General features: G+C 71.8%; 20 protein-coding genes. 7 read left to right on the top strand and 13 right to left on the bottom strand.

Annotated elements, in window-relative coordinates; all coding sequences use genetic code 11:
• Positions 1-39 precede the first annotated feature (39 nt).
• Both ACY0MJ_RS15245 and ACY0MJ_RS15240 read left to right on the top strand, forming a co-directional pair.
• Entirely contained in the window at positions 40-1,752 is a 1,713-nt protein-coding gene (locus tag ACY0MJ_RS15245) for an outer membrane protein assembly factor BamB family protein (RefSeq protein WP_462639343.1), read from the top strand.
• A 1-nt stretch (position 1,753) separates the two neighbouring features.
• Entirely contained in the window at positions 1,754-2,332 is a 579-nt protein-coding gene (locus tag ACY0MJ_RS15240; RefSeq protein WP_462639342.1) for a c-type cytochrome, read from the top strand.
• A 78-nt stretch (positions 2,333-2,410) separates the two neighbouring features.
• Here ACY0MJ_RS15240 and ACY0MJ_RS15235 read toward each other — a convergent pair whose 3' ends face one another.
• A complete protein-coding gene (locus ACY0MJ_RS15235; RefSeq protein WP_462639341.1) occupies positions 2,411-4,024 on the bottom strand; it encodes a gamma-glutamyltransferase family protein in 1,614 nt (537 codons plus the stop codon).
• An 83-nt stretch (positions 4,025-4,107) separates the two neighbouring features.
• On the opposite strand from ACY0MJ_RS15235, the gene ACY0MJ_RS15230 reads away from it, so the two are divergent.
• Together ACY0MJ_RS15230 and nth are read left to right on the top strand one after the other, a co-directional pair.
• On the top strand, positions 4,108-4,971 hold the full coding sequence (locus ACY0MJ_RS15230; RefSeq protein ID WP_462639340.1) for a LysR family transcriptional regulator: 864 nt from the start codon (positions 4,108-4,110) through the stop codon (positions 4,969-4,971).
• Positions 4,968-5,615: an endonuclease III gene (nth, locus tag ACY0MJ_RS15225; RefSeq protein WP_462639339.1), complete on the top strand. Its 648-nt coding sequence runs from the start codon at positions 4,968-4,970 to the stop codon at positions 5,613-5,615. Before ACY0MJ_RS15230 ends, nth begins: the two co-directional genes overlap by 4 nt.
• 27 nt (positions 5,616-5,642) lie before the next feature.
• Here the strand turns inward: nth and ACY0MJ_RS15220 are convergent, their stop codons facing one another.
• Positions 5,643-6,632: a quinone oxidoreductase family protein gene (locus tag ACY0MJ_RS15220; protein WP_462639338.1), complete on the bottom strand. Its 990-nt coding sequence runs from the start codon at positions 6,630-6,632 to the stop codon at positions 5,643-5,645.
• Positions 6,633-6,717: 85 nt separating this feature from the next.
• On the opposite strand from ACY0MJ_RS15220, the gene ACY0MJ_RS15215 reads away from it, so the two are divergent.
• From ACY0MJ_RS15215 to ACY0MJ_RS15205, 3 genes are read left to right on the top strand one after another with little or no spacing between them, the layout of a single operon-like run.
• On the top strand, positions 6,718-7,614 hold the full coding sequence (locus ACY0MJ_RS15215; protein ID WP_462639337.1) for a LysR family transcriptional regulator: 897 nt from the start codon (positions 6,718-6,720) through the stop codon (positions 7,612-7,614).
• Between the two features lie 52 nt (positions 7,615-7,666).
• Positions 7,667-7,942, top strand: coding sequence for a hypothetical protein (locus ACY0MJ_RS15210; RefSeq protein WP_462639336.1), 276 nt, complete (start codon positions 7,667-7,669; stop codon positions 7,940-7,942).
• Entirely contained in the window at positions 7,939-8,823 is an 885-nt protein-coding gene (locus tag ACY0MJ_RS15205; RefSeq protein ID WP_462639335.1) for an MBL fold metallo-hydrolase, read from the top strand. The genes ACY0MJ_RS15210 and ACY0MJ_RS15205 overlap by 4 nt, the downstream gene beginning before the upstream one ends.
• Before the next feature lie 104 nt (positions 8,824-8,927).
• Here ACY0MJ_RS15205 and ACY0MJ_RS15200 read toward each other — a convergent pair whose 3' ends face one another.
• The 11 genes from ACY0MJ_RS15200 to ACY0MJ_RS15150 all read right to left on the bottom strand — a co-directional run bounded on the left by ACY0MJ_RS15200 (position 8,928) and on the right by ACY0MJ_RS15150 (position 25,047).
• The gene (locus ACY0MJ_RS15200) at positions 8,928-9,332 is read right to left on the bottom strand and encodes a hypothetical protein (RefSeq protein WP_462639334.1); all 405 of its coding nucleotides are present in this window, start codon (positions 9,330-9,332) and stop codon (positions 8,928-8,930) included.
• A gap of 57 nt (positions 9,333-9,389) precedes the next feature.
• The gene (locus ACY0MJ_RS15195; RefSeq protein WP_462639333.1) at positions 9,390-10,802 is read right to left on the bottom strand and encodes an efflux transporter outer membrane subunit; all 1,413 of its coding nucleotides are present in this window, start codon (positions 10,800-10,802) and stop codon (positions 9,390-9,392) included.
• A gap of 5 nt (positions 10,803-10,807) precedes the next feature.
• Positions 10,808-14,059, bottom strand: coding sequence for an efflux RND transporter permease subunit (locus ACY0MJ_RS15190; protein ID WP_462639332.1), 3,252 nt, complete (start codon positions 14,057-14,059; stop codon positions 10,808-10,810).
• Positions 14,056-17,214, bottom strand: a complete 3,159-nt coding sequence (locus ACY0MJ_RS15185) for an efflux RND transporter permease subunit (RefSeq protein WP_462639331.1) — start codon at positions 17,212-17,214, stop codon at positions 14,056-14,058. Before ACY0MJ_RS15185 ends, ACY0MJ_RS15190 begins: the two co-directional genes overlap by 4 nt.
• Complete coding sequence (locus tag ACY0MJ_RS15180) at positions 17,211-18,692, bottom strand: efflux RND transporter periplasmic adaptor subunit (RefSeq protein ID WP_462639330.1); 1,482 nt, start codon at positions 18,690-18,692, stop codon at positions 17,211-17,213. Before ACY0MJ_RS15180 ends, ACY0MJ_RS15185 begins: the two co-directional genes overlap by 4 nt.
• 212 nt (positions 18,693-18,904) lie before the next feature.
• On the bottom strand, positions 18,905-20,398 hold the full coding sequence (locus ACY0MJ_RS15175) for an alkaline phosphatase family protein (RefSeq protein ID WP_462639329.1): 1,494 nt from the start codon (positions 20,396-20,398) through the stop codon (positions 18,905-18,907).
• Between the two features lie 16 nt (positions 20,399-20,414).
• Complete coding sequence (locus tag ACY0MJ_RS15170) at positions 20,415-20,852, bottom strand: universal stress protein (RefSeq protein ID WP_462639328.1); 438 nt, start codon at positions 20,850-20,852, stop codon at positions 20,415-20,417.
• A gap of 106 nt (positions 20,853-20,958) precedes the next feature.
• Positions 20,959-22,413, bottom strand: a complete 1,455-nt coding sequence (locus tag ACY0MJ_RS15165) for a cobyric acid synthase (protein WP_462639327.1) — start codon at positions 22,411-22,413, stop codon at positions 20,959-20,961.
• On the bottom strand, positions 22,410-23,189 hold the full coding sequence (locus ACY0MJ_RS15160; protein ID WP_462639326.1) for an ABC transporter ATP-binding protein: 780 nt from the start codon (positions 23,187-23,189) through the stop codon (positions 22,410-22,412). Before ACY0MJ_RS15160 ends, ACY0MJ_RS15165 begins: the two co-directional genes overlap by 4 nt.
• Positions 23,186-24,175, bottom strand: a complete 990-nt coding sequence (locus ACY0MJ_RS15155; RefSeq protein WP_462639325.1) for a FecCD family ABC transporter permease — start codon at positions 24,173-24,175, stop codon at positions 23,186-23,188. The genes ACY0MJ_RS15160 and ACY0MJ_RS15155 overlap by 4 nt, the downstream gene beginning before the upstream one ends.
• Positions 24,172-25,047: an ABC transporter substrate-binding protein gene (locus ACY0MJ_RS15150; protein WP_462639324.1), complete on the bottom strand. Its 876-nt coding sequence runs from the start codon at positions 25,045-25,047 to the stop codon at positions 24,172-24,174. The genes ACY0MJ_RS15155 and ACY0MJ_RS15150 overlap by 4 nt, the downstream gene beginning before the upstream one ends.
• Positions 25,048-25,130: the final 83 nt, after the last annotated feature.

The following is a 25,130-nucleotide window of genomic DNA, read 5'->3' as shown; positions in this document are numbered from 1 at the left end:
CCGGACTTCACTCGAAGTTCCACTGCGAGGAGAAGTCGTATGCAAGTTCACCGTTTCCCCCTCTGGCCCGTGGCACTCGCTTGTGCCCTCGCCGTCCCCACCCACGCACAGGAGACCCCGGGCCAGCGCCCGGGCAGCTTGCCGATGATCGTCAAGGCGCCGGACGTGACCCAGGCCATGCTGAGCGCCGCCGACCGCCAGCAGGTCAATTGGCTGCACACCAACGGCGGCTACGCGCAGCAGCGCTTCTATCCGGGCAACCAGATCAACGCGGGCAACGTCAAGCGGCTGCGCCCCGTGTTCATGTTCCAGACCGAGGTGAAGGAGTCGATGGAGACGGCGCCCATCGTCGTCGACGGCGTGATGTACATGACGACCTCGTTCAACCACGTCTACGCGCTCGACGCGGCGACGGGCCGGCAGTTCTGGCACTACAAGCACAAGATGGGGCCGATCACCACCTTCTGCTGCGGCCCCAACAACCGCGGCGTGGCGATCGAGGGCGGCAAGCTGTTCATGGGCACGCTCGACGCGAAGCTGGTGGCGCTCGACGCGCGCACCGGCAGCGTGCTGTGGGAGACGCAGATCGCCGACCCCGAAAAGGGCTACAGCGAGACGATGGCGCCCACCGTGGTGGACGGCAAGGTCCTGATCGGCACCAACGGCGGCGAGTACGGCATCCGCGGCTTCGTGAAGGCCTTCGACGCGAACGACGGCAAGCTGCTGTGGACCTTCTACACGATCCCGGAGAAGGGACACGAGGGCGTGTGGGCCGAGAACGACGCGACCGGCCGCCACATGAAGCGCGACATCGAGGCCGAGAAGCAGGCGCTGGCGCGCGACGCGTCCTTCTACCAGACGCTCGGCGGCGGCGTCTGGATGAATCCCGCCGTGGACCTGCAGACCCGCACGATCTTCTTCGTGGTGGGCAACCCCTCGCCCGACCTGTTCGGCGCCGAGCGCCCCGGCGACAACCTCTACACCGACTCGATGGTCGCCGTGGACCTGGACAGCGGCCAGTACAAGTGGCATTCGCAGTACATCGCGCACGACGTGTGGGACCTCGACGCCGTCAGCCCGCCGATGCTGGTAGACGCGCGCGACGAGAACGGCCGGATGGTCCCCGCCGTGATCCACGGCGGCAAGACCGGCCACGTGTACGTGCACGACCGCGCCACGGGCCGGCTCATCCGCTATTCGGAGGCCATGATCCCGCAGGAGAACATGTGGGTGCTGCCCACGGCCACCGGCGCGCGCATGCTGCCGGGCGCCAACGGCGGCGTCGAGTGGTCGCCGATGGCCTTCCACCCGAAGTACCGCCTGGCCTACGCGCTGAACCTGCACCAGCCCATGACCTACCACGTGGAAGACGCCAAGTACCCGGGCGGCAAGCTGTGGCTGGGCGGCGCCTTCAAGGCGATCGAGGGCGAGCAGCAGTGGGGGCGGCTCGCGGCCGTCGACATCGACACCGGCAAGGTCGCGTGGAAGTTCGACACCGAGCAGCCCCTGATCGGCGGAGCGCTCGCCACCGGCGGCGACCTGGTGTTCTACGGCGAGGGCAACGGCTTCATCCGCGCCCTGCACGCGCGCACCGGCCGCAAGCTCTGGGAGTTCAACTGCGGCGCCGGCGCCAACGCCATGCCGGTCAGCTACATGGTGGGCAGCAAGCAGTACGTCGCCATGGGCTGCGGCGGCAACACGCAGCTGGACTTCAAGCGCGGCAACACCATGGTGGTGTTCGCGCTCGACTGAGATGAGGGGACCGCGGCTCGCCTTCGCATGCCTGGCGCTGCTCGCCTCCGGACCGCTGGCGGCGCAGGATGCGGAGGCGGCCCGCGCGCGGGCGCAGGCCTGCGCCGCCTGCCACGGCGCCGACGGCAACGCGGTCGCGCCGGAGATCCCGAGCCTGGCCGGGCAGACCTGGCGCTACCTGTACGTGCAGCTGCGCGACTTCAAGGAAGGCCGGCGCAGCAATCCCGTCATGACGCCGCTGGCGCAGCCGCTGTCACGCGAGGACATGGTCGCGCTCGCGAACTACTTCGCCGCGCAGCCGCTGAAGCCCGCGGCCTTCGCCGTGGACGAGGCCAAGGCGCGCCTGGGCAAGGCCAAGGCGGAGGAAACGCTCTGCACCATGTGCCACCTGGGCGGCTTCCTGGGGCAGAACGAGATCCCGCGCGTGGCGGGACAGAACTACGCGTACATCGTGGCGCAGCTGAAGGCCTTCAAGGAGCGCACGCGGACCAACGACGCGGGCAACATGACGAGCGTGGCGCGCACGCTCAGCGAGGCCGACATCGAGAATCTCGGTCACTACCTCGCGGGCTTGCGGTGAAGCGGGCGGTGGCATGCCCTCACCCCAGCCCTCTCCCGCAAGCGGGAGAGGGAGCAAGCCAGACCTGCCTCGCAGTCCCTAGAAGCCCGCCGCCAGGCCGTCGCGCCGCGGATCGGAGGCGATCACGTAGCCCTCCTGCTTCGGGTCGCCCATGCGCCAGATGAACTGGCCGGCGCCGAAGTCCTGGTAGCTGTCGTTGATCACTTCCACGCGGTGCCCGCGCCGCGCCAGTTCCAGCAGCGTGGCCTGCGGCATCTGCTGTTCGGCGTTGATCTCCAGGCCCGCGTTGAAGCGCCAGCGCGGCGCGTCGCAGGCGGCCTGCGGGTCCTGGTGGAAGTCGATCATGCGCACCAGCGTCTGCATGTGCCCCTGCGGCTGCATGTTGCCGCCCATCACGCCGAAGCTCATCACCGGCTGGCCGTCCTTCGTGAGGAAGGCCGGAATGATGGTGTGGAAGGGCCGCTTGCCCGGGGCCACCTGGTTCGCGCCCGGCTGCAGGCTGAAGCCGTGGCCGCGGTTCTGCAGGCTGATGCCGTAGCCGGGCTCCACGCAACCGGAGCCGAAGCCCATGTAGTTGCTCTGGATGAAGCTGATCATCATCCCGTCCTCGTCGGCCGCGGTCAGGTAGATCGTGCCGCCCTTCACCGGGTTGCCGGCCTGGAAGTCCTGCGCGCGCTTCATGTCGATCAGCTTCGCGCGGCCGGCCAGGTAGGCGTCGTCCAGCATCTGGTCGGTGCTCACCTCCATCGCAGAGCGCTCGGCGACGTAGCGGTACACGTCGGCGAAGGCGAGCTTCATCGCCTCGATCTGCAGGTGCTGCGCGTCCGCGCCGTCCGGCTGCATCCCCGAGAGGTCGAAGCGGTCCAGGATGCCCAGCGCGATCAGGGCCGCGATGCCCTGCCCGTTCGGCGGGATCTCGTGCAGCGTGTAGCCGCGGTAGTCCTTGCGCACGGTCTCCACCCACTCAGGGCGGAAGGACGCGAAGTCCTGCACCGTGTGCACGCCGCCGTTCTCGCGGCTGAAGCGCGCCAGCGCCTCGGCGATCTCGCCCTCGTAGAAGGCGCGCCCCTTCGTTTCCGCGATGGCGCGCAGCGCGCGCGCCGCCGCGGGGAAGCGGAACAGCTCGCCGACGTTGGGCGCCCGGCCCCAGGGCAGGAAGCTCTTCGCGAATCCGGGCAGCGAGCCGAGTTCGGGCGTGGCCGCGGCCCACTTCTGCTGCACGACGACGGGCAGCAGGTAGCCGCGTTCGGCGATCTCGATGGCGGGCGCCAGCAGGTCGGCGAAGGGCAGCTTGCCGTAGCGCTCCGACAGGGCGACCCAGGTGCCGACGGCGCCCGGCACCGTGACCGAGTCGATGCCGCGCTTGGGCGGCGTCTTCGCGTCGGCGCCGTACTTCTCGCGGAAGTAGCCGGGCGTCCAGCCCGCCGGCGCGTGGCCCGAGCCGTTGATGCCCTGCAGCTGCTTGCCGTCCCACAGGATCGCGAAGGCGTCGCTGCCGAGGCCGTTGCTCACGGGCTCGCAGATCGTCATGGCCGCGGCGGCGGCGATCGCGGCGTCCACCGCGTTGCCGCCCTGCCAGAGCATGCGCAGGCCGGCCTGCGCGGCCAGGGGATGGGAGGTGGAGACCGCGTTGCGCGCGAACACGGGGATGCGGGTCGTCGGATAGGGATTGCGGAAGTCGAAGTGCTTCATGGGCGGGATCATAGGAAGCCCCACCCGAAAGCGAAAGCGAAATCGGCTTTAGCTTCGCTAAAGGCTTGCTTTAGGATGGCGCGATGAGCAGCATCCGTGTCCTGAGGACCTTCGCCGCGGTCGCCGGCGAGGGCTCCTTCGCCGCCGCCGCCGCGCGCGTCGCCCTGACCCAGGCCGCCGTCGGCCAGCAGATGCGCGCGCTGGAAGGCGATCTGCGCCGCCCCCTGTTCGAGCGCCAGGGCAAGACGGTCGTCCTCAACGAGGCCGGCCGCGCCCTGGTGCCGCAGGTGCGCCGCCTGCTGGCGCTCTACGACCAGCTGCTCGCCCCGGGCGCGGACGATCCCATGGCCGGCACCGTGCACCTGGGCGCCGTGGTGTCGGCCGTGCGGGTGCTGATCCAGGCGACGCTGGCGCTCAAGGCCAGGCACGCGGCGCTGGACCTGCACGTGTCCTCGGGCAAGTCGATCGAGCTGATGGAGCGCGTGGAGGCCGGCCAGCTCGACGCGGCGATCGCGGTGCGCGAGCCGGGCGCGCGGCCGGACCTGGCGTGGACGCCGCTCTACGGCGAGCCCATGGTGCTGCTGGCACCGCGCAAGCGCGAGGAAACGGATCCGCGCGTCCTGCTGCGGCAGCAGCCCTTCATCCGCTTCGACCCGAGCCAGCACACCGGCCGGCTGGTGGACCGGTCGCTGCGCCGGCTGCGGGTGAAGCCGCAGGAATTCCTGGAGCTCAACGCGCTGGAGAGCATCGTGGAGCTGGTGCGCTCCGGGCTGGGCGTGAGCATCGTGCCGCTGCTGCGCGGCGCACGGTGGACCGCCGACGCGAAACTGCGGGTGATCGAGCTGCCGCAGCCGCAGGAGCGCAAGCTGGCGCTGGTGCAGCGGCGGGATTCGGCGAAGGGCGCGATCGTCGCGGCGCTGGCGCGGGTCCTTACACTTCCCGCATGAAAGACGCGGACATCGAGCCCTTCTTCGCCACGCTGCAGGCGGCCAATCCCATGCCGGCCAGCGAGCTGGAATACAGCACCGTGTTCGAGCTGCTGGTGGCCGTGCTGCTGTCGGCGCAGGCGACCGACGCGGGCGTGAACAAGGCCACGCGCCGGCTGTTCCACGCCGCCAACACGCCGCAGGCCATCCTCGCGCTCGGGCAGGAGGGGCTGGAGGAGTACATCAAGACCATCGGCCTGTACCGCAACAAGGCGAAGAACCTGCTGGCGACCTGCCGCATCCTGATCGAGCAGCATGGCGGCAAGGTGCCGCGCGACCGCGCCGCGCTGGAGGCGCTGCCCGGCGTCGGCCGCAAGACGGCCAACGTGGTGCTGAACGTCGCCTTCGGCGAGGACACGATGGCCGTCGACACGCACGTGTTCCGCGTCGCCAACCGCACCGGCCTGGCGCCGGGACGCGACCCGCTGGAGGTGGAGCAGCGCCTGATGGAGCGGGTGCCGAAGCGCTACCTGCAGGACGCCCACCACTGGCTCATCCTGCACGGGCGCTACGTCTGCGTCGCGCGCCTGCCGAAGTGCTGGGAATGCGCGGTGGCGCGCTGGTGCGACTACCAGCCGAAGACGCCGCCGCCGGCGCTGCGCTGACGGGGGCCGCGCCCCCGGTCGGATCGCTCACGGGACCAGCACGACGGCTCCCGTGCCCTGCCCCGACTCGAGCAGCGCGTGCGCTTCCGCCGCCTGCGACAGCGGCAAGCGCGCGCCGATCGGGACTTGCAGTCCGGCGGAAAGCCGCCCCAGCACCGCTTCCGCGCTCTGCCTGTATCGCACCGCGTCCGCCATGTGGCGGAACACGCTGGGACGCGCCAGCGCGATCGATCGCGCGGGACCGAGCTCCTGCAAGGGCAGCGGAGGCAGGTCGCCCGCGGCCTGTCCCACGCTCGCCACCATTCCGAACGGCCTGACGGCGTCGAGGCAATCCAGCAGCGCCGCGCCTCCGATGCCATCCACCGCGAGGTCCACGCCCATGCCGTCGCCGAAGGCGCGCGCCGCCTCCACGACATCCTCGAGGCGCCGGTTGACGGCGACATGCAGGCCATGCGCCTTCGCGAGTCCGGCTTTCTCGCCGGTACTCACCGTGCCGATCACCCTGGCGCCCAGTGCCCTCGCCCACTGCGTCAGGACCAGGCCGAGCCCGCCTGCCGCGGCCTGCACGAGGACGGTGTGGCCGGGGCGAAGGGTCCACACCCGCGTGAACAGCATGTGGGCCGTGATCCCCCGCAGCAGGGATGCGGCGGCCAGTTCGTCCGCGATCCCGTCGGGCAGGGCGATGGCGGCGGACGCCGGCAGCAGCCGCACCTCGGAATAGCCGCCCACCGGCAGGCCGGCATAGGCCACCCGCTGGCCTGGACGCAAGCCGTCCACGCCGGGGCCGACCGATTCCACGACCCCGACACCTTCCACTCCGAGTGTCGCGGGCAGCGCGGGCAGCGGATAGAGGCCCGAGCGGTGATAGACGTCCACGAAGTTGACGCCGATGGCGGTATGGCGCAGCCGGATCTGCCCCGGACCCGGATCCGGCACGGTCACTCTTTCGACGCGGAGGCTGCGCGCGTTGCCGGGGGCGTGCAAGCGCACGTGAACGACGTTTTCGATGGTGGACATGGGATCGATGCGTTGGAGACGATGAAGGCGCCGAGACTAGAACCCGCTACGATCCCCGGCAATTCCCCATTCCTGCCCAATCCCTGTGCGCAGTTCATCCGATGCTTCCGGCGCAAGCGCCCTGGTCTGGGACGACGTCCGCTTCTTCCTGGCGGTCGCGCGCGAGGGAGGGCTGTCGCCGGCGGCGCGGACGCTCGGCGTCGAGCACTCGACGGTCGCGCGGCGGATTTCGCAGCTCGAAGACGGGCTGCGGCTGCGGCTGTTCGACCGCCTGCCGCGGCGCTGGTCGCTGACGCAGGACGGCCGGGGCCTGCTCGATGCCGCGCTGCGGCTCGAGTCGGAAGCCCTCGCGTTCACCCGGGCGGCCGTCGGGGCAGGCGCCGGGATCGGCGTCGTGAGGATTTCCGCCCCTCCGGCCCTCGCCGGCAAGTGGCTGATGCCGCGGCTGTGCGAACACGCGCAGGCCTGGCACGGCCTGTCGCTGGAACTGCTCGCGGAGACCCGAAGTTCCGACCTCTACCGGCGCGAAGCGGAGATCGCCCTGCGATTGAGCCGCCCCAGCCAGGCAGGCCTGACGGCGCGCCGCGCGGGAACGATTGCGTTCGACCTTTACGGCACGCGGGAGTGGCTGGATCGGTCCCCCGCCAGCTGGCAGTTCGCCGGCTACGCGGATCCGCTCGACACGGTGCCGCAGATGGAAGCCCTGGCGCGGTTCGCGGCCGACCGCCCTTTCGTGCTGCGAACCAATGACCTGAACGTCCTGTTCGAGGCTTGCCGTGCCGGCCTGGCGGTGACCACCCTCCCCGCGTTCCTGGCGGACGGAGATCGCTCGCTGACGCGCCTTCCCGGGATGGAGAAGCCGCTGTGCCGCGACCTCTGGATCGTGGTCCATCCGGATGTCCGTCGCTCCCCGCAGGTCCGGCGCGTCGCGGACCTCATCGCGCGCCTCGCGGAGGAAGCGCTGCCGGCGCTGCGCGGATGAGCATCGCGGCTGCGGGCGATGTCACAATCGCTGAACACACAGCGAGGCCCGCATGGACCAGGACCAGGAAATCAGGGAGACGCTCGACGTCCACAGGCAAAGCATCCAGGGGCTGGTGGACAACCAGCTGATGCTGGCGGCACAGGTGCACGTGCTGCAGGCGGCGCTCGCCACGGTGCTGCTGCACCATCCCGACCGCCCGACGCTGCTGCGCACCTTCAAGGGCTACATGAAGATCTCCAAGGAATCCACGCCGCAGCTGGCGCGGCACATGGAGCAGCTGGAAGGCGGCATGCTGGCGCTGCTGGGGGACGGGACCGAGCCGTGAGCGACGCCGGGCGACGCAGCCGCGTCCGGGGCTTCTTCGATGCCGCCACGGGCACGGTCTCGTACGTGGTGTGGGATGCCCCCACGGGGGCTGCGGCGGTCGTCGACCCGGTCCTCGATTACGACTTCCGCTCCGGCCGCACGCACACGGACGGCGCCGACCGCATCCTCGCCTTCCTGCGGGAGCAGGACCTGCACCTGGAGTGGATCCTGGAGACGCACGCGCACGCCGACCACCTCTCGGCGGCCCGCTACCTCAACGACCAGGCCGGCGGCAAGGTCGCGATCGGCGAGCACATCCGCGACGTGCAGGCGATCTTCCGCGAGGTTTACAACCTGGAGCGCAGCTTCCTGCCGGACGGCAGCCAGTTCGACCACCTGTTCCGCGACGGCGAGACCTTCCGCATCGGCGGCATCGAGGCGCGCGCCATGCTGGTGCCGGGCCACACGCCGGCCGACCTGGCCTACCTGATCGAGGACGCGGTGTTCGCGGGCGACACGCTGTTCATGCCCGACGTGGGCACGGCGCGGGCGGACTTCCCCGGCGGCGACGCGCATGCGCTGTACCGCTCGATCCGCCGCCTGCTCGCCATGCCGCCGGCCACGCGCATCTTCGTCTGCCATGACTACCCGCCCAAGGGACGCGAGGCGCGGTGGGAAACGACGGTCGCCGAGCAGCGCGAGAAGAACCTGCACGTGCACGACGGCGTGACCGAGGAAGCGTTCGTGGCCATGCGCACGGCCCGCGACGCGACGCTGGACGTGCCGACGCTGCTGCTGCCCTCGATCCAGGTGAACGTGCGCGCGGGCCGGCTGCCGCCGGCGGACGACAACGGGGTGTGCTACCTGCGGATTCCCTTGAATGCGTTGCCCGTGAAATAGCCTGAGGAATGCTGGGGTTCGCTGCGCTCACCGCCAGCCTACGAACACCATCGCATGCAACGACCGTAGGCTGGCGGTGAGCGCAGCGAACCCCAGCAATCGCCCTAGGCCGACCAGTCGCCGAACACGAACTGGAAGATCCTCGGCTTCGCTTCCCCCGGCCGCGTCATCTGCAGCTGCAGTTCCTTCGGCCGCGGGCGGATCGCGATGAACTTCAGCACGCCGGCGCGGTGACGGCCGGCGGCCTGGTCGCCTTCCCAGGTGAGCGGCTTCACGCGCTGGCCGTCGCCCACCAGCACCATGGTGTCCAGCGGCGAATCGTCCACGCGCTTGCCGGGCGCGTCGATCGCCACGGCGAAGTCCCAGACGCTGCTGTCCTCGTCGAGGTTGCCGGGCGTGACCGCCACGGTCACGCCGTGCACGACGCTCTTCTGCGTCACGCTCGGCCAGGCGGCCACGCCCACCGAGATCAGGACCGCGAGCACCGCGGCAAAACGGCCATTGCCCATGCCCGCACGGTACTCCCGCGCGCAGCGCGCGGGTTGACTCCCGTCAAATGGCCCCGCTCACAGTCCGGCTTCCAGCCCGCCCCAGCCGCCGCCCAGGGCCTGGATCAGCGCCACGGCCGCGAGCTGGCGGTCGATCTGCGCCTGCACCAGGGCGCGCCGCGCGGACGCGGCGTTCTGCTGCGCCGTGATCACCTCGGTGTAGCCCACCTGCCCCGCCTCGTAGCGATTGAGCACCTGCTGCTCCACCAGGTCGGCCGCCCGGCTCGCCTGCTGGCGCAGCGACTGCTGCTCGTGCAGCACGCGCAGCGAGACCAGCTGGTCCTCCACGTCCTGGAAGGCCGTGAGCACGGTCTGGCGGTAGCGCGCCGCCGCCTCGTCGAGCGCGGCGCGGGCCTGGTCCACGCGGGCGCTGGTGGCGCCCGCGTCGAAGATCATCTGCGCCACCGAGCTGCCCAGCGCCCACACGAGGCTCGACGCGCTGAACAGGTCGCCCATGCTGGCGGCGCTGAGGCCGATGGAGCCCGTGAGGTTGAAGCTCGGGAAGAAGCCGGCGCGCTCGATCCCGATGCGCGCATTGGCCTGGGCCACGCGGCGCTCGGCCGCGGCGATGTCGGGCCGCCGCTGCAGCAGCGTCGACGGCACCTCCGGCGGGATGTTGGGCACCTGCACCGTCCACTTCGGGTCGGGCGGCAGGCTGAAGTGGGCCGGCGCCTTGCCCACGAGCACCGCGATCGCGTGCTCGAAGGTGGCGCGCTGGCGCTCCAGGCTCAGCAGGTCGGCCTCGCTGTTGGCGAGCTGGCTCTCCGCCTGCAGCACGTCGGTGCGCGCCACCACGCCCGCCTCGTAGCGGTTGCGCGTGATCTGCAGGCTGCGGCGGTAGCCGGCCAGCGTCTGCGCCTGCAGCGCGCGCAGCACGTCCGTCTCGCGCAGGCCGAAGTAGTCGGCCACCAGTTCGCCCTGCACCGCCAGCCGCGCCGCCGCGATGTCGGCCTGCGCGATCTGCTCGCCGGCGCGCGCGTTCTCCACGCCCAGGCGCAGCCGCCCGAACACGTCGGGCTCCCAGCTGGCGCCGATGTTGAACTGGTAGGTGCGGCGCGTGGGCGTGTCGCCGCCGCCGCCGGTGACCCGGCGCGAGCTGTCCATGTCCACGCGCGGGAACAGCGAGGCACGCTGCTCGCGCGTGAGCGCCCGGGCCTGCGCATAGGCGGCCACGGCGGCCGCGACCTCCTGGTTGGCGGATTCCACCTGCGCGACCAGGCCGTCGAGCACGGGGTCGTCGAACAGCTCCCACCAGGGGCCGCGCTCCAGCGTGTCCGCGGGCGCGGCGAGCACCCAGGCGCCGCGGCCTTCCTTGAAGGCGACGGGCGTGTCCACGGCGGGTACTTCGTACTTCGGCGCCAGGTTGGCGCAGGCCGCGAGCAGCAGGCTCACGGCCAGGGCGGCGGCGGTTCGGGCGGGGCGTTGCATCATTCTTTTCATGCGATCTGCGTCTCGGCGCCGTGGCGCCCCAGCTGGCGCTCGATCGGGCTGCGGCGCCGCAGCTTGTCAAGCAGCAGGTAGACCACGGGCGTCGTCAGCAGCGTGATCACCTGGCTGGCCACCAGGCCGCCGATGATCGCGATGCCCAGCGGCCGGCGCAGCTCGGCGCCCTCGCCGAAGCCGATCGCCAGCGGCAGCGCGCCGAGCATGGCGGCCAGCGTGGTCATGAGGATGGGGCGGAAGCGCAGCAGGCAGGCCTCGCGCACGGCGTCGAAGGGCGCGAGCCCGCGCGAGCGCTCCGCGTCGAGCGCGAAGTCGATGATCAGGATGGCGTTCTTCTTGACGATGCCGATCAGCAGGAACAGCCCGATCAGCGCCATGATGGAGAACTCCATGTCGAACAGCAGCAGCGCCAGCACGGCGCCGATGCCCGCCGAGGGCAGCGTGGAGAGCACCGTGATCGGGTGCACCAGGCTCTCGTACAGCACGCCCAGCACGATGTAGATGACGACGATGGCCGCCAGGATCAGCATCGGCTGCTCCTGGCTGGACTGCTGCGCCGCCCGCGCCGTGCCCTGGAAGCTGCCGCGCACGTTGATCGGCATGCGGATCTCGGCCTCCGCCGCGCGCACGGCGTCCTCGGCCTCGGCCAGCGTCACGCCCTCCGCGAGGTTGTACGAGATGGTGGTGGCCAGCTCGGCGTCCTGGTGGTTGACCGAGGTGGCGCTCGGGCGCTCGGCGAAATGCGCGATGGCCGACAGCGGCACCATGGGCGTGGCGCTGGAATTGAGCGCCTGGCCGGTGGAGGCGTCGCGCAGCGAGGGATTGGCCGGCGTGCCGCCGGTGGACGTGGTCGCCGTGCCGGTCGTGCCCGTGGAGGGCGTGAGCGTCTGCGCGAGCTGCGTCGGCGCGCCCGTGTTGCGCGCGGGCACGTAGACGTCGCGCAGCGCCTCCGGGTTGCGGATGTAGCGCGGCGCCATCTGCATCACCACCTTGTACTGGTTCAGGTCCTCGTAGATGGTGGCCACCTGGCGCTGGCCGAAGGCGTTGTACAGCGCGTTGTCGATGTCGCGCGAGCTGATCCCCATGCGCGCGGCGGTCTCCTTGTCGACCTCGACGAAGACCTCGACGCCGTTCTCCTGCTGGTCGGTGTCCACGTCCTCCAGCGCCGGCTGGTTCTTCATGGCCTCGGCCAGGCGCGTGGCCCAGAGCTTCAGGTCGGCGACGTTGTCGCTCTTGAGCGTGTACTGGTAGGTGCTGTTGGACTGCCGCCCGCCCATGCGCAGGTCCTGCACCGGGTTGAGGAACAGGCTCACGCCCGTCACCTGCGCGAGCTTCGGCCGCAGCCGCGCGATCACCGCCTGGCCGCGGTCGGCGCCGCCGCCGCGCTTGAGGTTCATGAACATGAAGCCGCCGCCGGCCCGGCTGCCGCCGGTGAAGGCGACCACCGTGTCGACCGCCGGGTCGGCGCGCACGATGTCCACCAGCTGGCGCAGCTTGTCCTGCATTTGCTGGAACGAGATGCTCTGGTCGGCGCGGATGCCGCCCGAGATCTGCCCCGTGTCCTGGCGCGGGAAGAAGCCCTTGGGGATGCGCAGGAACAGGAAGCCGTTCAGCACGATCACCAGCGCGAGGATCAGCAGCACCAGCCAGCGGGCGGCGAGCGCCCAGTCCAGGCTCACCGCGTAGGCGCCCTGCAGCCAGCCGAAGCCGCGCTCGGCCCAGCGCGCGATGCGTCCGGGCGGGCGCTGGTGGGCGTCGCGGCGCAGCAGCCAGGCGCACATCATGGGCGTGGTGGTCAGCGAGATGAGCAGCGAGATCATCACGGCCGCCGACAGCGTGACGGCGAACTCGCGGAACAGCCGCCCGACCTGCCCGCCCATGAACAGCAGCGGGATGAACACCGCCACCAGCGACAGGCTGATCGACAGCACGGTGAAGCCGACCTCGCGGGCGCCGCGCAGCGCCGCCTGGAAGCGGTCCATGCCCGCCTCGATGTGCCGCGCCGTGTTCTCCAGCACCACGATCGCATCGTCCACCACGAAGCCCGTGGCGACCGTCAGCGCCATCAGCGACAGGTTGTTGAGCGAGAAGCCCAGCATGTACATGACGCCGAAGGTACCCAGCAGCGACACGATGGTCGCCACCGCCGGGATGAAGGTGGCGCGGGCGCTGCGCAGGAACAAGCTCACCACCAGCACCACCAGCAGGATCGCGATGACGAGCGTCAGCTCCACCTCGTGCAGCGATGCGCGGATGGAGTGCGTGCGGTCGGACGCGACCTCCAGCGAGATGTCCTTGGGCAGCGCCTCCTGCAGCGAGGGCAGCAGGTCGCGCACCGCGTCCACCGTGGCGATCACGTTGGCGCCCGCCTGCAGCGTGACGAGCACGATCACGGCCGGCCGGCCGTTGAACAGGCCCATGGTGTTGACGTTCTCGACGCCGTCGCGCACGTCGGCCACCTCGCCCAGGCGCACGGCCGCGCCGTTGCGCCAGGCGATCACCAGGTCGCGGTAGTCGGAGGCCGACTTGCCGTTGTTGGCCATGCCGGTGCCGCTGTAGATCTGCAGGCGTTGGCCGTTCAGCTCGATGTCGCCCTTGGGCCGGTTGGCGGTGCTCGCCTGCAGCGCGGCGCGCACGTCCTCCATGGCGATGCCGTAGCGGTTGAGCGCGAAGGGATTGAGCTCGATGCGGATCGCCGGCTGCGAGCCGCCGCCCAGCTCCACGTCGCCGACGCCGGGCACCTGGGCGATCTTCTGCTGCACGATGTTGGATACCGCGTCGTAGATCTGGCCCGGCTCGCGCGTGGGCGAGGTCAGGGCCAGGATCAGCACCGGCGCCGCCGAGGGATTGGCCTTGCGGTAGGTCGGGTTGCTGCGCAGCGTGGCCGGCAGGTCGCTGCGCGATGCGTTGATCGCCGCCTGCACCTCGCGCGCGGCGGCGTCGATGTTGCGGTTCAGGTCGAACTGCAGCGTGACGCGCGTGCTGCCGGTGCTGCTGCGCGAGGTGATCTCGTTCACCCCCGCGATCGTCGCCAGCCGCCGCTCCAGCGGCGTCGCGACGCTGCTGGCCATGGTGTCCGGGCTGGCGCCGGGCACGCTGGCCGACACCGAGATCACCGGATAGTCCACCTGCGGCAGGGAGGCGACCGGCAGCTTGAAGAAGGCAGCGATGCCGGCGAGCGCGATCCACGCCGTCAGCAGCACCGTGCCGACGGGGCGGCGGACGAAGGGGGAGGAGAGGTTCATGCGCCCCTGCCCTCACCCCCGCCCTCTCCCGCAAGCGGGAGAGGGGGTTCCAGGCTCCCTCTCCCGCTTGCGGGAGAGGGCTGGGGTGAGGGCCGCCGCCGCCACCGCGCCCCCAACCGGTCGAACCACAGGTAGATCACCGGCGTCGTGAACAGCGTCAACAGCTGGCTCACGATCAAGCCCCCGAAGATCGCCAGCCCCAGCGGCCGGCGCAGTTCCGCGCCCTCGCCCCACCCCAGCATCAGCGGCACCGCCGCGAACAGCGCCGCCAGCGTCGTCATGATGATGGGCCGGAAGCGCAGCAGCGCCGCCTGGTGGATCGCCTCGCGCGGCGGCTTGCCCTGCTCGCGCTCGGCGTCGAGCGCGAAGTCGATCATCATGATCGCGTTCTTCTTGACGATGCCGATCAGCAGGATGATGCCGATGATGCCGATCACGCCCAGCGAATTGCCGGTGAGCATCAACGCCAGCAGCGCGCCGATGCCGGCCGAAGGCAGCGTCGAGAGGATCGTCAGCGGGTGCACGTAGCTCTCGTACAGCACGCCCAGCACGATGTACACGCACACCACCGCCGCCAGGATCAGCCACAGCTGGTTGGAGAGCGACGACTCGTAGGCGCCGGCCGCACCGAGGAAGCTGACGCTGACGGTCGCAGGCAGGTCCAGGTCGTCGAGCGCCGTGCGGATCACGTCCACGGCGCTGCCCAGCGCGACGCCGGGCGCCGTGTCGAAGCCGATGGTGGCCGCGGGGTACTGCGCCACGTGCGTGACCTGCAGCGGCGCGCGCCGCTCCGAGATGTGCGCCACGGCCGTCAGCGGCGTCGGCTCACCCGAGCTGCTTTTCAGCTGGATGCCCGCCAGCGCGCCGGGATCGGTCGCCTCGGCGCCCGCCTTCGCCTCCAGCACCACGCGGTACTGGTTGGTCTCGGTGAAGATCGTGGAGACGATGCGCTGGCCGAAGGCGCTGTACAGCGCCTCGTTGATGGTGGACGCGCTGATGCCCAGGCGGGCCGCCGTGTCGCGGTCGATGTCGACGAACATCGCGGCGCCCGTGGCGCTGGCATCGGTGGTGACGTTGGCGAGCCGGCGCTCCTGGCGCAGGCGGTCGACGACGCGGGCCGCCCAGTCGTGGACGGTGGCCGTGTCCGCGCCTTCCAGCGACAGCCGGTACTGCGTGGGGCCGCTCTCGGATTCGATGGTCAGGTCCTGCACCGGCTGCAGGAACAGGCGCACGCCGGGCACGCGCTGGCCGCGGTCGCGCAGCCGCCGCATCACCTCCTCGACCCCGTCGCGCGAGGGCTTCAGGTTCACCAGCATGCGGCCGGTGTGCAGCATGGTGTTGTTGGCCGCGTCGACGCCGACGAAGCTGGCGATGGACTGCACGTCCGGGTCCTCCAGCAGCTCCCTGGCCACGTCCTGCTGCAGCGTGGCCATCGCCGGATAGGAGATCGACTGCGCCGCCTCCACGCGCACCTGCAGCTGCCCGGTGTCCTGCGTGGGGAACAGGCCCTTGGGGATGGCGATGTACAGCAGCACCGTGAACAGGAAGGTGCCCAGCGCCACCAGCAGCGTCAGCTTCTGCCGCGCCAGCACCCAGGTGAGCGCGTGGTCGTAGCGCTCGATCACGCGGTCGAAGCCGCGCTGGATCTTCCCGCCCCAGCCGCCTTCGGGCGCGTGGTGCGCCTGCAGCCAGCGCGCCGACATCATGGGCACCAGCGTCAGCGAGACGACGGCGGAGATCAGGATGGTGATCGCCAGCGTCACCGCGAACTCGCGGAACAGCCGCCCGATCACGTCGCCCATGAACAGCAGCGGGATCAGCACCGCGACCAGCGACACCGTCAGCGAGATGATGGTGAAGCCGATCTCGGTGGCGCCCTTCAGGGCCGCGACCATGGGCGCCTCGCCGTTCTCGATGTGGCGCGCGATGTTCTCGATCATCACGATCGCGTCGTCGACCACGAAGCCGGTGGCGATGGTCAGCGCCATCAGCGACAGGTTGTTGAGGCTGTAGCCCAGCAGGTACATGAAGCCGCAGGTGCCGACCAGCGAGATCGGCACCGCCAGGCTCGCGATCAGCGTGGCGCGCGGGCTGTGCAGGAAGGCGAAGATCACCAGCACCACCAGCAGCACCGAGAGCACCAGCTCGATCTCCACGTGCTCCACGGAGGCGCGGATGCCGGTGGTGCGGTCGGCCAGCACGTCCACCTGGATCGACGCGGGCAGTCCGGCGGTGAGCTCGGGCAGCCGCGCCTTGATGGCGTCCACGGTGGCGATCACGTTCGCGCCCGGCTGGCGCTGCACGTTCAGGATGATGGCCGGCTGCAGGCCGGCCCAGGCGCCCAGCTTGACGTTCTCGGCGCTCTCGACCACCTGCGCGACGTCCTTCAGCCGCACCGGCGCGCCATTCTTGAAGGTGACGATCAGGTTGCTGTAGTCGTCGGCCGTGAGCAGCTGGTCGTTGGAGTTGATCGTGTAGGCGCGCGTGGGCCCGTCGATGCTGCCCTTCGCCGCGTTGGCGTTGGCCTGGCTGATCGTGGAGCGGATGTTGTCCAGCGTGAGGCCGATGGCCGCCAGCGCGCGGTTGTCGGCCTGGATGCGCACGGCGGGCCGCTGGCCGCCGGAGAGCGTGACCAGCCCGACGCCGCTCACCTGGCTGATCTTCAGCGCCAGGCGCGTGTCGGCGATGTTGCGCACCTCCGTGAGCGGCAGCGTGTTCGAGGTGATCGCCAGCGTGAGCACCGGCGCGTCGGCCGGGTTCACCTTGGCGTAGACCGGCGGCGCCGGCAGGTCGGCGGGCAGCAGCGAGCCGCCGGCGTTGATCGCCGCCTGCACCTGCTGCTCCGCCACGTCCAGGCCCAGCCCCAGGCCGAACTGCAGCGTGACGATGGAAACGCCGGCGGCGCTGGTCGAACTCATGCGCGTCAGCCCGGGCATCTGCCCGAACTGCCGCTCCAGCGGCGCCGTGACGGTCTGCGCCATCACCTCCGGGCTCGCGCCCGGGTACAGCGTCTGCACCTGGATGGTGGGGTAGTCGACCTGCGGCAGCGCCGACAGCGGCAGGAACTTCAGCCCCACCAGGCCGGCGAGGACGATCGCCAGCATCAGCAGCGAGGTCGCGACCGGCCGCAGGATGAAGGGACGCGACGGGCTCATTCGGTGGCTTGCTGGCGCCGCTGCTGCCGCCGCTTCGCGCGCTCCTCGGGCGTGAGCTTCTGCGCTTCGCCGGAGGCGCCCATCATCGCCGAGGCGCCGGCAAAGGGCGGCGTGGCCTTGGCGGCCGACGCGCCGGTGAAGGCGTCGGAGGCCGCCGGCAGCGCCGCCGAGGCCGCGCCCCGGCGCCGGCCCGCGCCGCCGCCGGGCCCGCCGCCGCGCGGCGCGTCGCCCGGCAGGATCACGCGCGCGCCGTCCCGCAGGCGGTCGGCGCCCTCGGTGATCACTTTTTCGCCGATCTGCAGCCCGCTCACCACCTGCACACGGTCACCCAGCGGCTGCCCGCGCACGACGGGACGCAGCTTCACCGTGCGGTCGTCCTGCAGCACGAACACGTATTCGCCGCTGCCGCTCTGCCGCACCGCCGCCACCGGCACGACCACGGCGTTCTGGATCGTGCGGATCTGCAGTTCCACGTTGACGAACTGGCTGGGGAACAGCTGCTGGCGCGCGTTGTTGAAGCGCGCCTTGGCGCGCACGGTGCCGGTCTGCGTGTCGATCTGGTTGTCGAGCGAGGCGAACACGCCCGTGTCGAGCAGGGTCGTGCGGGTGCGGTCCCAGGCCTTCACCTCCATGAAGGCGCCGGCGTTGTGCTGCAGCCAGGACGCGTGGTCCTGCGGCACCGCGAACTCCACGTCGATGGGCGTCAGCTTGGTGATCACGGCGATGCCGTTGGTGTCGCCGGTGCTGACCTGGTTGCCCACGTCGACGTTGCGCAGGCCCACGCGGCCCTCGATCGGCGCCACGATGCGCGTGTACGACAGGTTCAGGCGGGCCGTGCCCTCCTGCGCCTTGTCCGAGACGACGGCCGCCTCCAGCTGGCGCACGGTCGCGCGCTGGGTGTCCACTTCCTGCCGGGCGATGGAGTCCTGCTTCAGCAGGGTCTCGAAGCGCGCCAGCGTCACGCGCGCGGCGGCGAGCTGCGCCTCGTCGCGCATGCGCTGCCCGGTCGCCTGCTGCAAGGCCATCTCGAAGGAGCGCGGGTCGATGGTGGCCAGCAGCTGGCCGCGCTTGACCTGCTGGCCCTCCTTGAAGAGCACCTGCGTCAGCACGCCGCTGACCTGCGGCCGCACGCGCACCGTCGCCTGCGGCACCACGGTGCCCAGCGCCTCCAGCTTCACGGGGATGTCGGCCGACTCCGCGACGGCGAAGCCCACCGTCGTGGCGCCGCGCCCGCCGCCCGGGCCCCCGCCGGGACGGCCGGCGCCGGCGCGCTGCGTCGTCGCGGGTTCCGGGCGCGTCAGGTCCCAGGCCAGCCAGGCCAGGCCGGCCGCGACCAGCAGGGCGATCACGGTGCCGATCAGCGAGGCGCGGCGACTGAGCTTGCGGCGGGGCGGAGGGGCGGGAGACGTCGGTCCGGCCGGCTGCTCGAAATACTCGGGCGGGTCGTTCGGCGCGGACGGCGGCGGCGGTGTGGGCATCGATGTCCTTCTTGTCGTGTGCGAGGACGGTCAAGTTCAGCAGCCGCCGAGGGTGCCCCTTGCTGGCTCATCCAGCCGACAGTGCCCGGCGCGTTCGTCTGTAGGCGATTTTCTGCTGCGTTCCGTCCCAGCCTGTAGCCTGAAGGTCGAGCGTAACAGGGGCGTGAGCCCTCTGTTGCAATTGTGTGAAGTGGCGTACGCGCGACCGGCGGTCAGGGCTTGGCGAGCGCCGGCAGCGCCCTGCCCTCGCTGGCTGCGGGCGCCGGAACGCCCAGCACGCGCGCCAGCGTGGGCGCGAGGTCGACCATGTCGACGCGCCCGTCGTACCGGCCCGGCGCCACCCAGCGCGGCCCCCACAGCAGCAGCGGCACGTGGGTGTCGTAGGGATAGGGCGAGCCATGGGTCGCGCCCGCGTTGCCGAACATCCAGTACGGCTGCAGCGCGTACTGCACGTCCCCCGAGACCGCCGGATGCCAGGTGGCACGCATCGCGCCGAACAGGGCCGACCCCGTGCGGCTGCCGCTGGCCAGCTCGCGCCGCGTGTACGCGGCGGCCACCTCGGGTTGCGCCAGCACGGCCGCGCGCGCCGTCTCCGCGACGTCGTCGAACGCGAGGCCGTGCGCGGCGATCGCCCGGCGGTCCAGCAGCACGGCCGACGCCGACAGGCCCAGGGTCAGCTTGCCCGCGTGGAAGCGCTGCTCCAGCGCGGCGTCGGCGGCCTGCAGCAGCCGGCTGCTGGAGAGCCGGCCGGCGGCGATGCCGCGGGCGCGGCTCGTCTCCGGCGCCGGCATGAAGCCGTGATCCGACGTCAGCACGACGAGGTAGCGCTCGCGCCCCACCGTGCGGTCCAGGTCGGCGAAGAAGTCCTGCAGCAGGCGATCGAGCTGCAGCAGGTGCTCGCGCGACTGCGGCGATTCGGCGCTGGAACGGTGGTTGACGTAGTCGTGGCCCGAGAGGCTGACCGACAGGATGTCGGGCACCTCGTCGGCGCCCAGCTGCTCGCCGGCGATGGCGGCCCGCGCGAAGTCCAGCGTGCGCGCGTCGGCCGCTTCCGGCGGCGGCGCCGCGCCCCGCGCGTGCGCGTCGTTGAAGGCCTCCACCCAGGCCGGATGCCGCGGCATGTAGTACGTGCTGGAGACGAATTCGCCGCTGTCGTGCATGAACATGTAGGCCGTGCCGCGGTGGCCCGCCGGCAGGATCGCGCCGCGGTCCTTGCCGGAGACGGCGAGCACCTTGGCCGCCGGCCGCAGGCGCCGCAGCACGTCGCCCACCGTCTCGGCCATCAGCTTGCGCGGGCTCGTGCCGTCCAGGGGACCGGTGGGATGGCCGATGTACTTCGCGTCCGGATCGGCCGTGCAGTAGGTCGGCTGGCCCGTGGCGATGTCGCGCCAGGTATTGCCGATGATGCCCGTGCGATGCGGCGTGGCGCCCGTCAGCAGCGTCGCGTGCCCGGCCGCGGTGACGGTGTACGCATAGCCGTAGTGCGCCTGCTCGAAGGAGGCGCCGTGCGCGAGGAAGCGCGCGAAGCCGTCCGGCAGCAAGGCATCACGCGCGCCGGACAGCTGCCGCTGCGGCAGGCCGTCGATGACGACGAGCACCAGCAGCCGCGGCGGCGCCGGCCGGAAAGGCCCGCCCGCGCACGAGGCCAGCGCCAGCGCGAGGACGAACAGCGCGCAGCGGCGCGCGAACGCGGCCACGGAGTCCATGCGCGCGGCCGGGACGCTAGTGCGTGATGACCACCAGCACGTTGCAGGGCGCGTGCTCGATGAGTGCGCTGGAGATGGAGCCGCGCCACCAGCGCGCCGCCCAGCTGTCCAGGTGCTTGTGGCCGACGACGATGAGGTCGGCCTCGATCTTGCGCGCGTACTTGGTGATCTCGTCGATGGCTTCGCCCGTCACCACTTCGCCGCGCGCCGAGTGGCCGGCTTCGCCGAGGCGGCGCAGGCCGTCGTCGAGCACGCCGCGGTATTTCTTCTTCTCGCGCTCTTCCAGTTCGACGTCGTAGACGCCGCCTTCCAGGCCGACGAAACTCATCGCGGACGGCATGACCGCCACGAGGTGCAGTTCGGCCTGGCCCCATTCCGCGACGTCGCGGCAGTCCAGCAGCGCTTTCTGGCCGGCGTCGGACCCGTCGTAGGCCAGCAGGATCTTCTTGTACATCGTAGGCCCCCAAGGACGTGCCGCGGCGGGTGCCACGGCTGGCCGGAGCATAGTCCGGCAGGAGGACGCTGGACTACGGCCTTACCCCTAGGGGGTAGTCCTTTGGTCAGCACTGCAGAAGCCCCGGAAGCGCACCCGGTGCGAATCCGCGTTCGATCACGTCGGCCAGGCGGTCGAACACGTCGTCCAGCGTGGGCGCGCTGGCGCCGAACAGCGCCTGCAGCACCGCCGGCTGTTCGAACAGTCCGTGCAGGTAGATCCCGAGCACGCCACCCTGCGCGTCCTGCCAGCCCAGGCCGCCGGGCAGCGCGACGCGCCCCGGCGCCATGCCGGCGTGCTGCACGCTGTGGCCGGTGTGGATCTCGTAGCCTTCCACCGCGAGGCCGGACAGCGCATCCCACGGCGGCGCGAGCGGCTCGAAGCGCACGGTGCTGCGCCGCACCGTCTTGCGCTCGGCGAACTGCGTGACGACCGGCAGCAGGCCCAGCCCGGGCGCATTGCCGGCGATGTCCAGCGGATCGACGAGCGCCTCCCCGAGCACCTGCAGGCCGCCGCAGATGCCCAGCACGCGGCCGCCCTGCGCGGCGAAGCGCGCGATCGCCGGCGCCAGCCCTTGCGCGCGCAGCCATGCGAGGTCGGCCGGCGTGTTCTTGGAACCCGGCAGCACCAGCCAGTCGGCGCCGGCGAGCTGCGCGGGCGTGCGCACCCAGCGCAGGCGCACGCCGGGGACGTTGGCGAGCGGCTGGAACTCGTCGAGGTTGCTGATGCGCGGCCACGCGACGACGGCGATGGTCAGGCGCACGTCGCCGGGCGCGGACGCGCGCTCGTCGAACACGCCGTCTTCCTCCGGCAGGCCGTGCTGCCACACCATGGGCAGCGTCGCGAGCGTGGGGACGCCGGTCAGGCGCTCCAGCTCCTCGGGTGCGGGGGCGAGGAGCGCCGGGTCGCCGCGGAACTTGTTCAGCACGAAGCCGTGCAGCAGGGCCCGCTCCTGCGGCTGCAGCAGCGACCAGGTGCCGACCAGGTGCGCGAAGGCGCCGCCGCGGTCGATGTCGGCGACCAGCAGGCAGCGCGCCTGCGCGTGGGCGGCGACGCGCAGGTTGACGACGTCGCTGTCGCGCAGGTTGATCTCGGCCGGCGAGCCCGCGCCCTCGATCACCACCACGTCGTGCTCCGCCCGCAGCGCATCGAGCGCATCGCGCACCCGCGGCCACAGCAGCGCGCTGCGCTCGCGCCAGGGTGTCGCCGCCAGCGCCGCGTCCACCTGCCCGAGCACCACCACCTGGCTCGACGTGTCGCTCTCGGGCTTGAGCAGAAGGGGATTCATGCGCACGTCCGGCACGGCGCGGGCCGCGAGCGCCTGGAAGTACTGGGCGCTGCCGATCTCGCCCAGCCCGCCGTCGGGCGCGGCGACGACGCGCGCGTTGTTGCTCATGTTCTGCGCCTTGAAGGGCGCGACCTTGAGGCCCTGGCGCGCGTACCAGCGGCACAGGGCCGTCGCGAGCCAGCTCTTGCCGGCGCCGCTGTGCGTGCCGAGCACCATGACGCAGCGCGCGCTCATGGCAGCGCCTCCTCGCGCGGCAGCGCGACCCAGCGGCCGGCCACCGCGTGCACCTGCAGGCGGTGGTCGAACACGGCCTCGACGGCGCGATGCGTGGCGGGATCGCTCGTGGGGCCGTGGTGCGCGACGCGGCCCTGCTGCAGCAGCAGCAGGTCGTCCGCCTGCAAGGCCATGCCGATCTCGTGCAGCACGCTCACCGCCGTGCCGCCGCGCGCGACGTGGCGGCGCACGATGGCCAGCCAGTCGGCCTGGTGCGGCGGGTCGAGGTGCGACAGCGGTTCATCCATCAGCAGGATGGGCGCCTGCACGGCGAGCGCGCGCGCCAGCAGCACGCGCTGGCGCTCGCCGCCCGAGAGGCTGCCCAGCGGGCGGCCGCGCCAGTCCCAGCTCTGCGTCTCGCGCATCGCGGCTTCCACCGCGGCGAGGTCGCCGGCGCGCGTCCCGCCCAGCCAATCCTGGTGCGGCAGGCGGCCCAGCATCACGACGTCTTCCGCGAGCAGGTCCTCGGCCCCGCTCTCGGCCTGCCCCAGCCAGGCGACGGCGCGGGCGCGTTCGCGCGCGGACCATTGCGCCGCCGGCTTGCCGAGCAGGTGCACGCTGCCGGCCGAAGGCAGCAGGTGCGCCAGCGCCTTCAGCAGCGTCGTCTTGCCGGCGCCGTTCGGGCCGGCCACCGCGGTCCAGCGGCCCGCCGGCAGCGCGAGGTGGATGCCGTGCAGCACGAGGCGATCGCCGAGCGTCACGCGCAAGTCCTGGCAGGCCAGCGCCGGGGCGTTCATCGCGGCCTCCTCTGCATCAGCGCCAGCAGGTAGCCGCCGCCCAGCACCGCCGTGAGCACGCCGACCGGCAACTCGCGCGGCGCGAGCAGCCAGCGCGCCAGCACGTCGGCGCCGAGAAGCAGCACGCCGCCCGCGAGGCCGGACAGCGGCAGCAGCCAGCGGTAGGTCGGCTTGCACAGGGCCCGCACCAGGTGCGGCGCCATCAGGCCGATGAAGGCGACCAGCCCCACCTGCGCGACGGCGCTGCCGGTGGCCAGCGCCATCACCGCGACCAGCAGCACGCGCACGGGGCCGAGCGCGACGCCCAGGCTCGCGGCCGTCGTCTCGCCGAGCGCGAGCGCGTCGAGCGCGCGGCTGCAGGCGATGCCGGCGGCCGCGGTGCCCGCGAGCACGAGGCCCAGCACCAGCGTTCCCGGCCAGCCGAGGAAGCCCGTCGTGCCGAGCAGGAAGGCCTGCATGGTGCGCAGCAGCTCCGGCACCAGGAACATCGCCAGCGCCGCGAAGGCGCCGAACACCATGCCGACGATCACGCCGGCCAGCAGCAGCCGCGCCGTGTGCTGCACGCCGCGGGCCAGCGCCAGCGTGAGCACCACGGCGACCAGCGCACCCACGAAGGCCGCGCCGGTGATGCCGACGTGCGCGAGCCAGCCGACCGCGACGGCCGGCGCGGCGCCGAGGGCCGCGAGCAGCAGGGCGACGCCGAATGCGGCGCCGGTGGCGCTTCCGAGCAGGTAGGGATCGGCGAGCGGATTGCGGAACAGCCCCTGCGCGACCGCCCCCGCCAGCCCCAGCAAGGCGCCGGCGGCCCAGGCGCCCAGGGTGCGCGGCAGCCGGATCTCCCACAGGATGGTGAGGCCCGCGCCGGTTTCGTCGAGCAGCGGCTCCCAGCCCATGCTGCCCACGGCGATGCCCAGCGCCAGCAGGCCGGCGCTGGCGGCGAGCAGCCAGGCGGCGACGGCGGCGGGGGCGCGGTGGGCGCTGCTCACGAGGCGCCGCTCCGCAGCCTGCCCTGCAGGCAGCGCACCATCAGCCGCGCGCCCTCGGCCATGCGCGGGCCGGCGCGCACCAGCACGTCGCCCTCGTCGCGCGTGAAGGCGCAGATGCGGCCCTGGCGCACGGCGCGCAGGCGATGCCAGCCGGGACGGCTGGCGATGTTGGCGCCGCGCTCCTCCTCGGCCAGCATGATGACGTCGGGATCGGCGCGGACGACGAACTCCGGGTTGAGCTTGGGGAAGGGACCGAGCGACGCGGGCACGATGTTGCGCGCGCCGATGCGGGCGAGCAGCTCGCCGATGAAGGACGAGGTGCCGGCCGCGTAGGGCGCGGTGCTGACCTCGAAGTAGACGCGCGATCCGCGCAGCGAAGCAGGCAGCTCTTTCGCTGCGGCGTCCACGCCCTGTTCGATGTCGCGCCACACCTGCTCCGCGTCGCGGGCGGCGAGCACGGGACCCAGCAGCGCCAGCACGCGGCGCACGTCGGCGAAGGTGCGCGGCTCCAGCGCGAGCACCTTGAGGCCCAAGGCCTGCAGGCGCGGGAGGGCACGCGAGGAGGTCGGCGCGAGGACCAAGTCTGGCTGCAAGCCGACGATGCTCTCGACACGGGCGTCTTCCAGGCCGCCGACGTGGGGCAGCTGGCGCACCGAGGCGGGGAAGTTGGAGAAGTCGTCGACGCCGACCAGGCGGTCGCAGGCGCCGAGGACGCAGGTGAATTCGGTCAGGGAGGGGAGCAGCGAGACGATGCGCTGGGGCGGGTGGTCGAAGGCGACGCGGTGGCCGAGGTCGTCGGTGAGCTGGATGGCGTGGGCGGGGAACGCGAGGATCGCGAAGAGGAGAAGGAAGTGGCGAGCGAGCACCCTCACCCCGGCCCCCCCCCCCAAACGAAGGGGGGCGAGAAAGGGTGTCCCCCCCCCCCTTTAGTGGGAGGGTGGGGGGGGGGAAAGGG

This window comes from Ramlibacter sp. bp-362, assembly GCF_054956735.1.
Note: the sequence above shows the minus strand (reverse complement) of the source record. Positions and strands in the feature narration are given on the sequence as shown.

Excerpts from the sequence above, each read along its gene's own strand:
- ACY0MJ_RS15245 (WP_462639343.1), top strand. The coding sequence starts at position 40 with ATGCAAGTTCACCGTTTCCCCCTCTGGCCCGTGGCACTCGCTTGTGCC.
- ACY0MJ_RS15240 (WP_462639342.1), top strand. The coding sequence starts at position 1,754 with ATGAGGGGACCGCGGCTCGCCTTCGCATGCCTGGCGCTGCTCGCCTCC.
- ACY0MJ_RS15235 (WP_462639341.1), bottom strand. The coding sequence starts at position 4,024 with ATGAAGCACTTCGACTTCCGCAATCCCTATCCGACGACCCGCATCCCC.
- ACY0MJ_RS15230 (WP_462639340.1), top strand. The coding sequence starts at position 4,108 with ATGAGCAGCATCCGTGTCCTGAGGACCTTCGCCGCGGTCGCCGGCGAG.
- nth (WP_462639339.1), top strand. The coding sequence starts at position 4,968 with ATGAAAGACGCGGACATCGAGCCCTTCTTCGCCACGCTGCAGGCGGCC.
- ACY0MJ_RS15220 (WP_462639338.1), bottom strand. The coding sequence starts at position 6,632 with ATGTCCACCATCGAAAACGTCGTTCACGTGCGCTTGCACGCCCCCGGC.
- ACY0MJ_RS15210 (WP_462639336.1), top strand. The coding sequence starts at position 7,667 with ATGGACCAGGACCAGGAAATCAGGGAGACGCTCGACGTCCACAGGCAA.
- ACY0MJ_RS15200 (WP_462639334.1), bottom strand. The coding sequence starts at position 9,332 with ATGGGCAATGGCCGTTTTGCCGCGGTGCTCGCGGTCCTGATCTCGGTG.
- ACY0MJ_RS15195 (WP_462639333.1), bottom strand. The coding sequence starts at position 10,802 with ATGATGCAACGCCCCGCCCGAACCGCCGCCGCCCTGGCCGTGAGCCTG.
- ACY0MJ_RS15190 (WP_462639332.1), bottom strand. The coding sequence starts at position 14,059 with ATGAACCTCTCCTCCCCCTTCGTCCGCCGCCCCGTCGGCACGGTGCTG.
- ACY0MJ_RS15185 (WP_462639331.1), bottom strand. The coding sequence starts at position 17,214 with ATGAGCCCGTCGCGTCCCTTCATCCTGCGGCCGGTCGCGACCTCGCTG.
- ACY0MJ_RS15180 (WP_462639330.1), bottom strand. The coding sequence starts at position 18,692 with ATGCCCACACCGCCGCCGCCGTCCGCGCCGAACGACCCGCCCGAGTAT.
- ACY0MJ_RS15175 (WP_462639329.1), bottom strand. The coding sequence starts at position 20,398 with ATGGACTCCGTGGCCGCGTTCGCGCGCCGCTGCGCGCTGTTCGTCCTC.
- ACY0MJ_RS15170 (WP_462639328.1), bottom strand. The coding sequence starts at position 20,852 with ATGTACAAGAAGATCCTGCTGGCCTACGACGGGTCCGACGCCGGCCAG.
- ACY0MJ_RS15165 (WP_462639327.1), bottom strand. The coding sequence starts at position 22,413 with ATGAGCGCGCGCTGCGTCATGGTGCTCGGCACGCACAGCGGCGCCGGC.
- ACY0MJ_RS15160 (WP_462639326.1), bottom strand. The coding sequence starts at position 23,189 with ATGAACGCCCCGGCGCTGGCCTGCCAGGACTTGCGCGTGACGCTCGGC.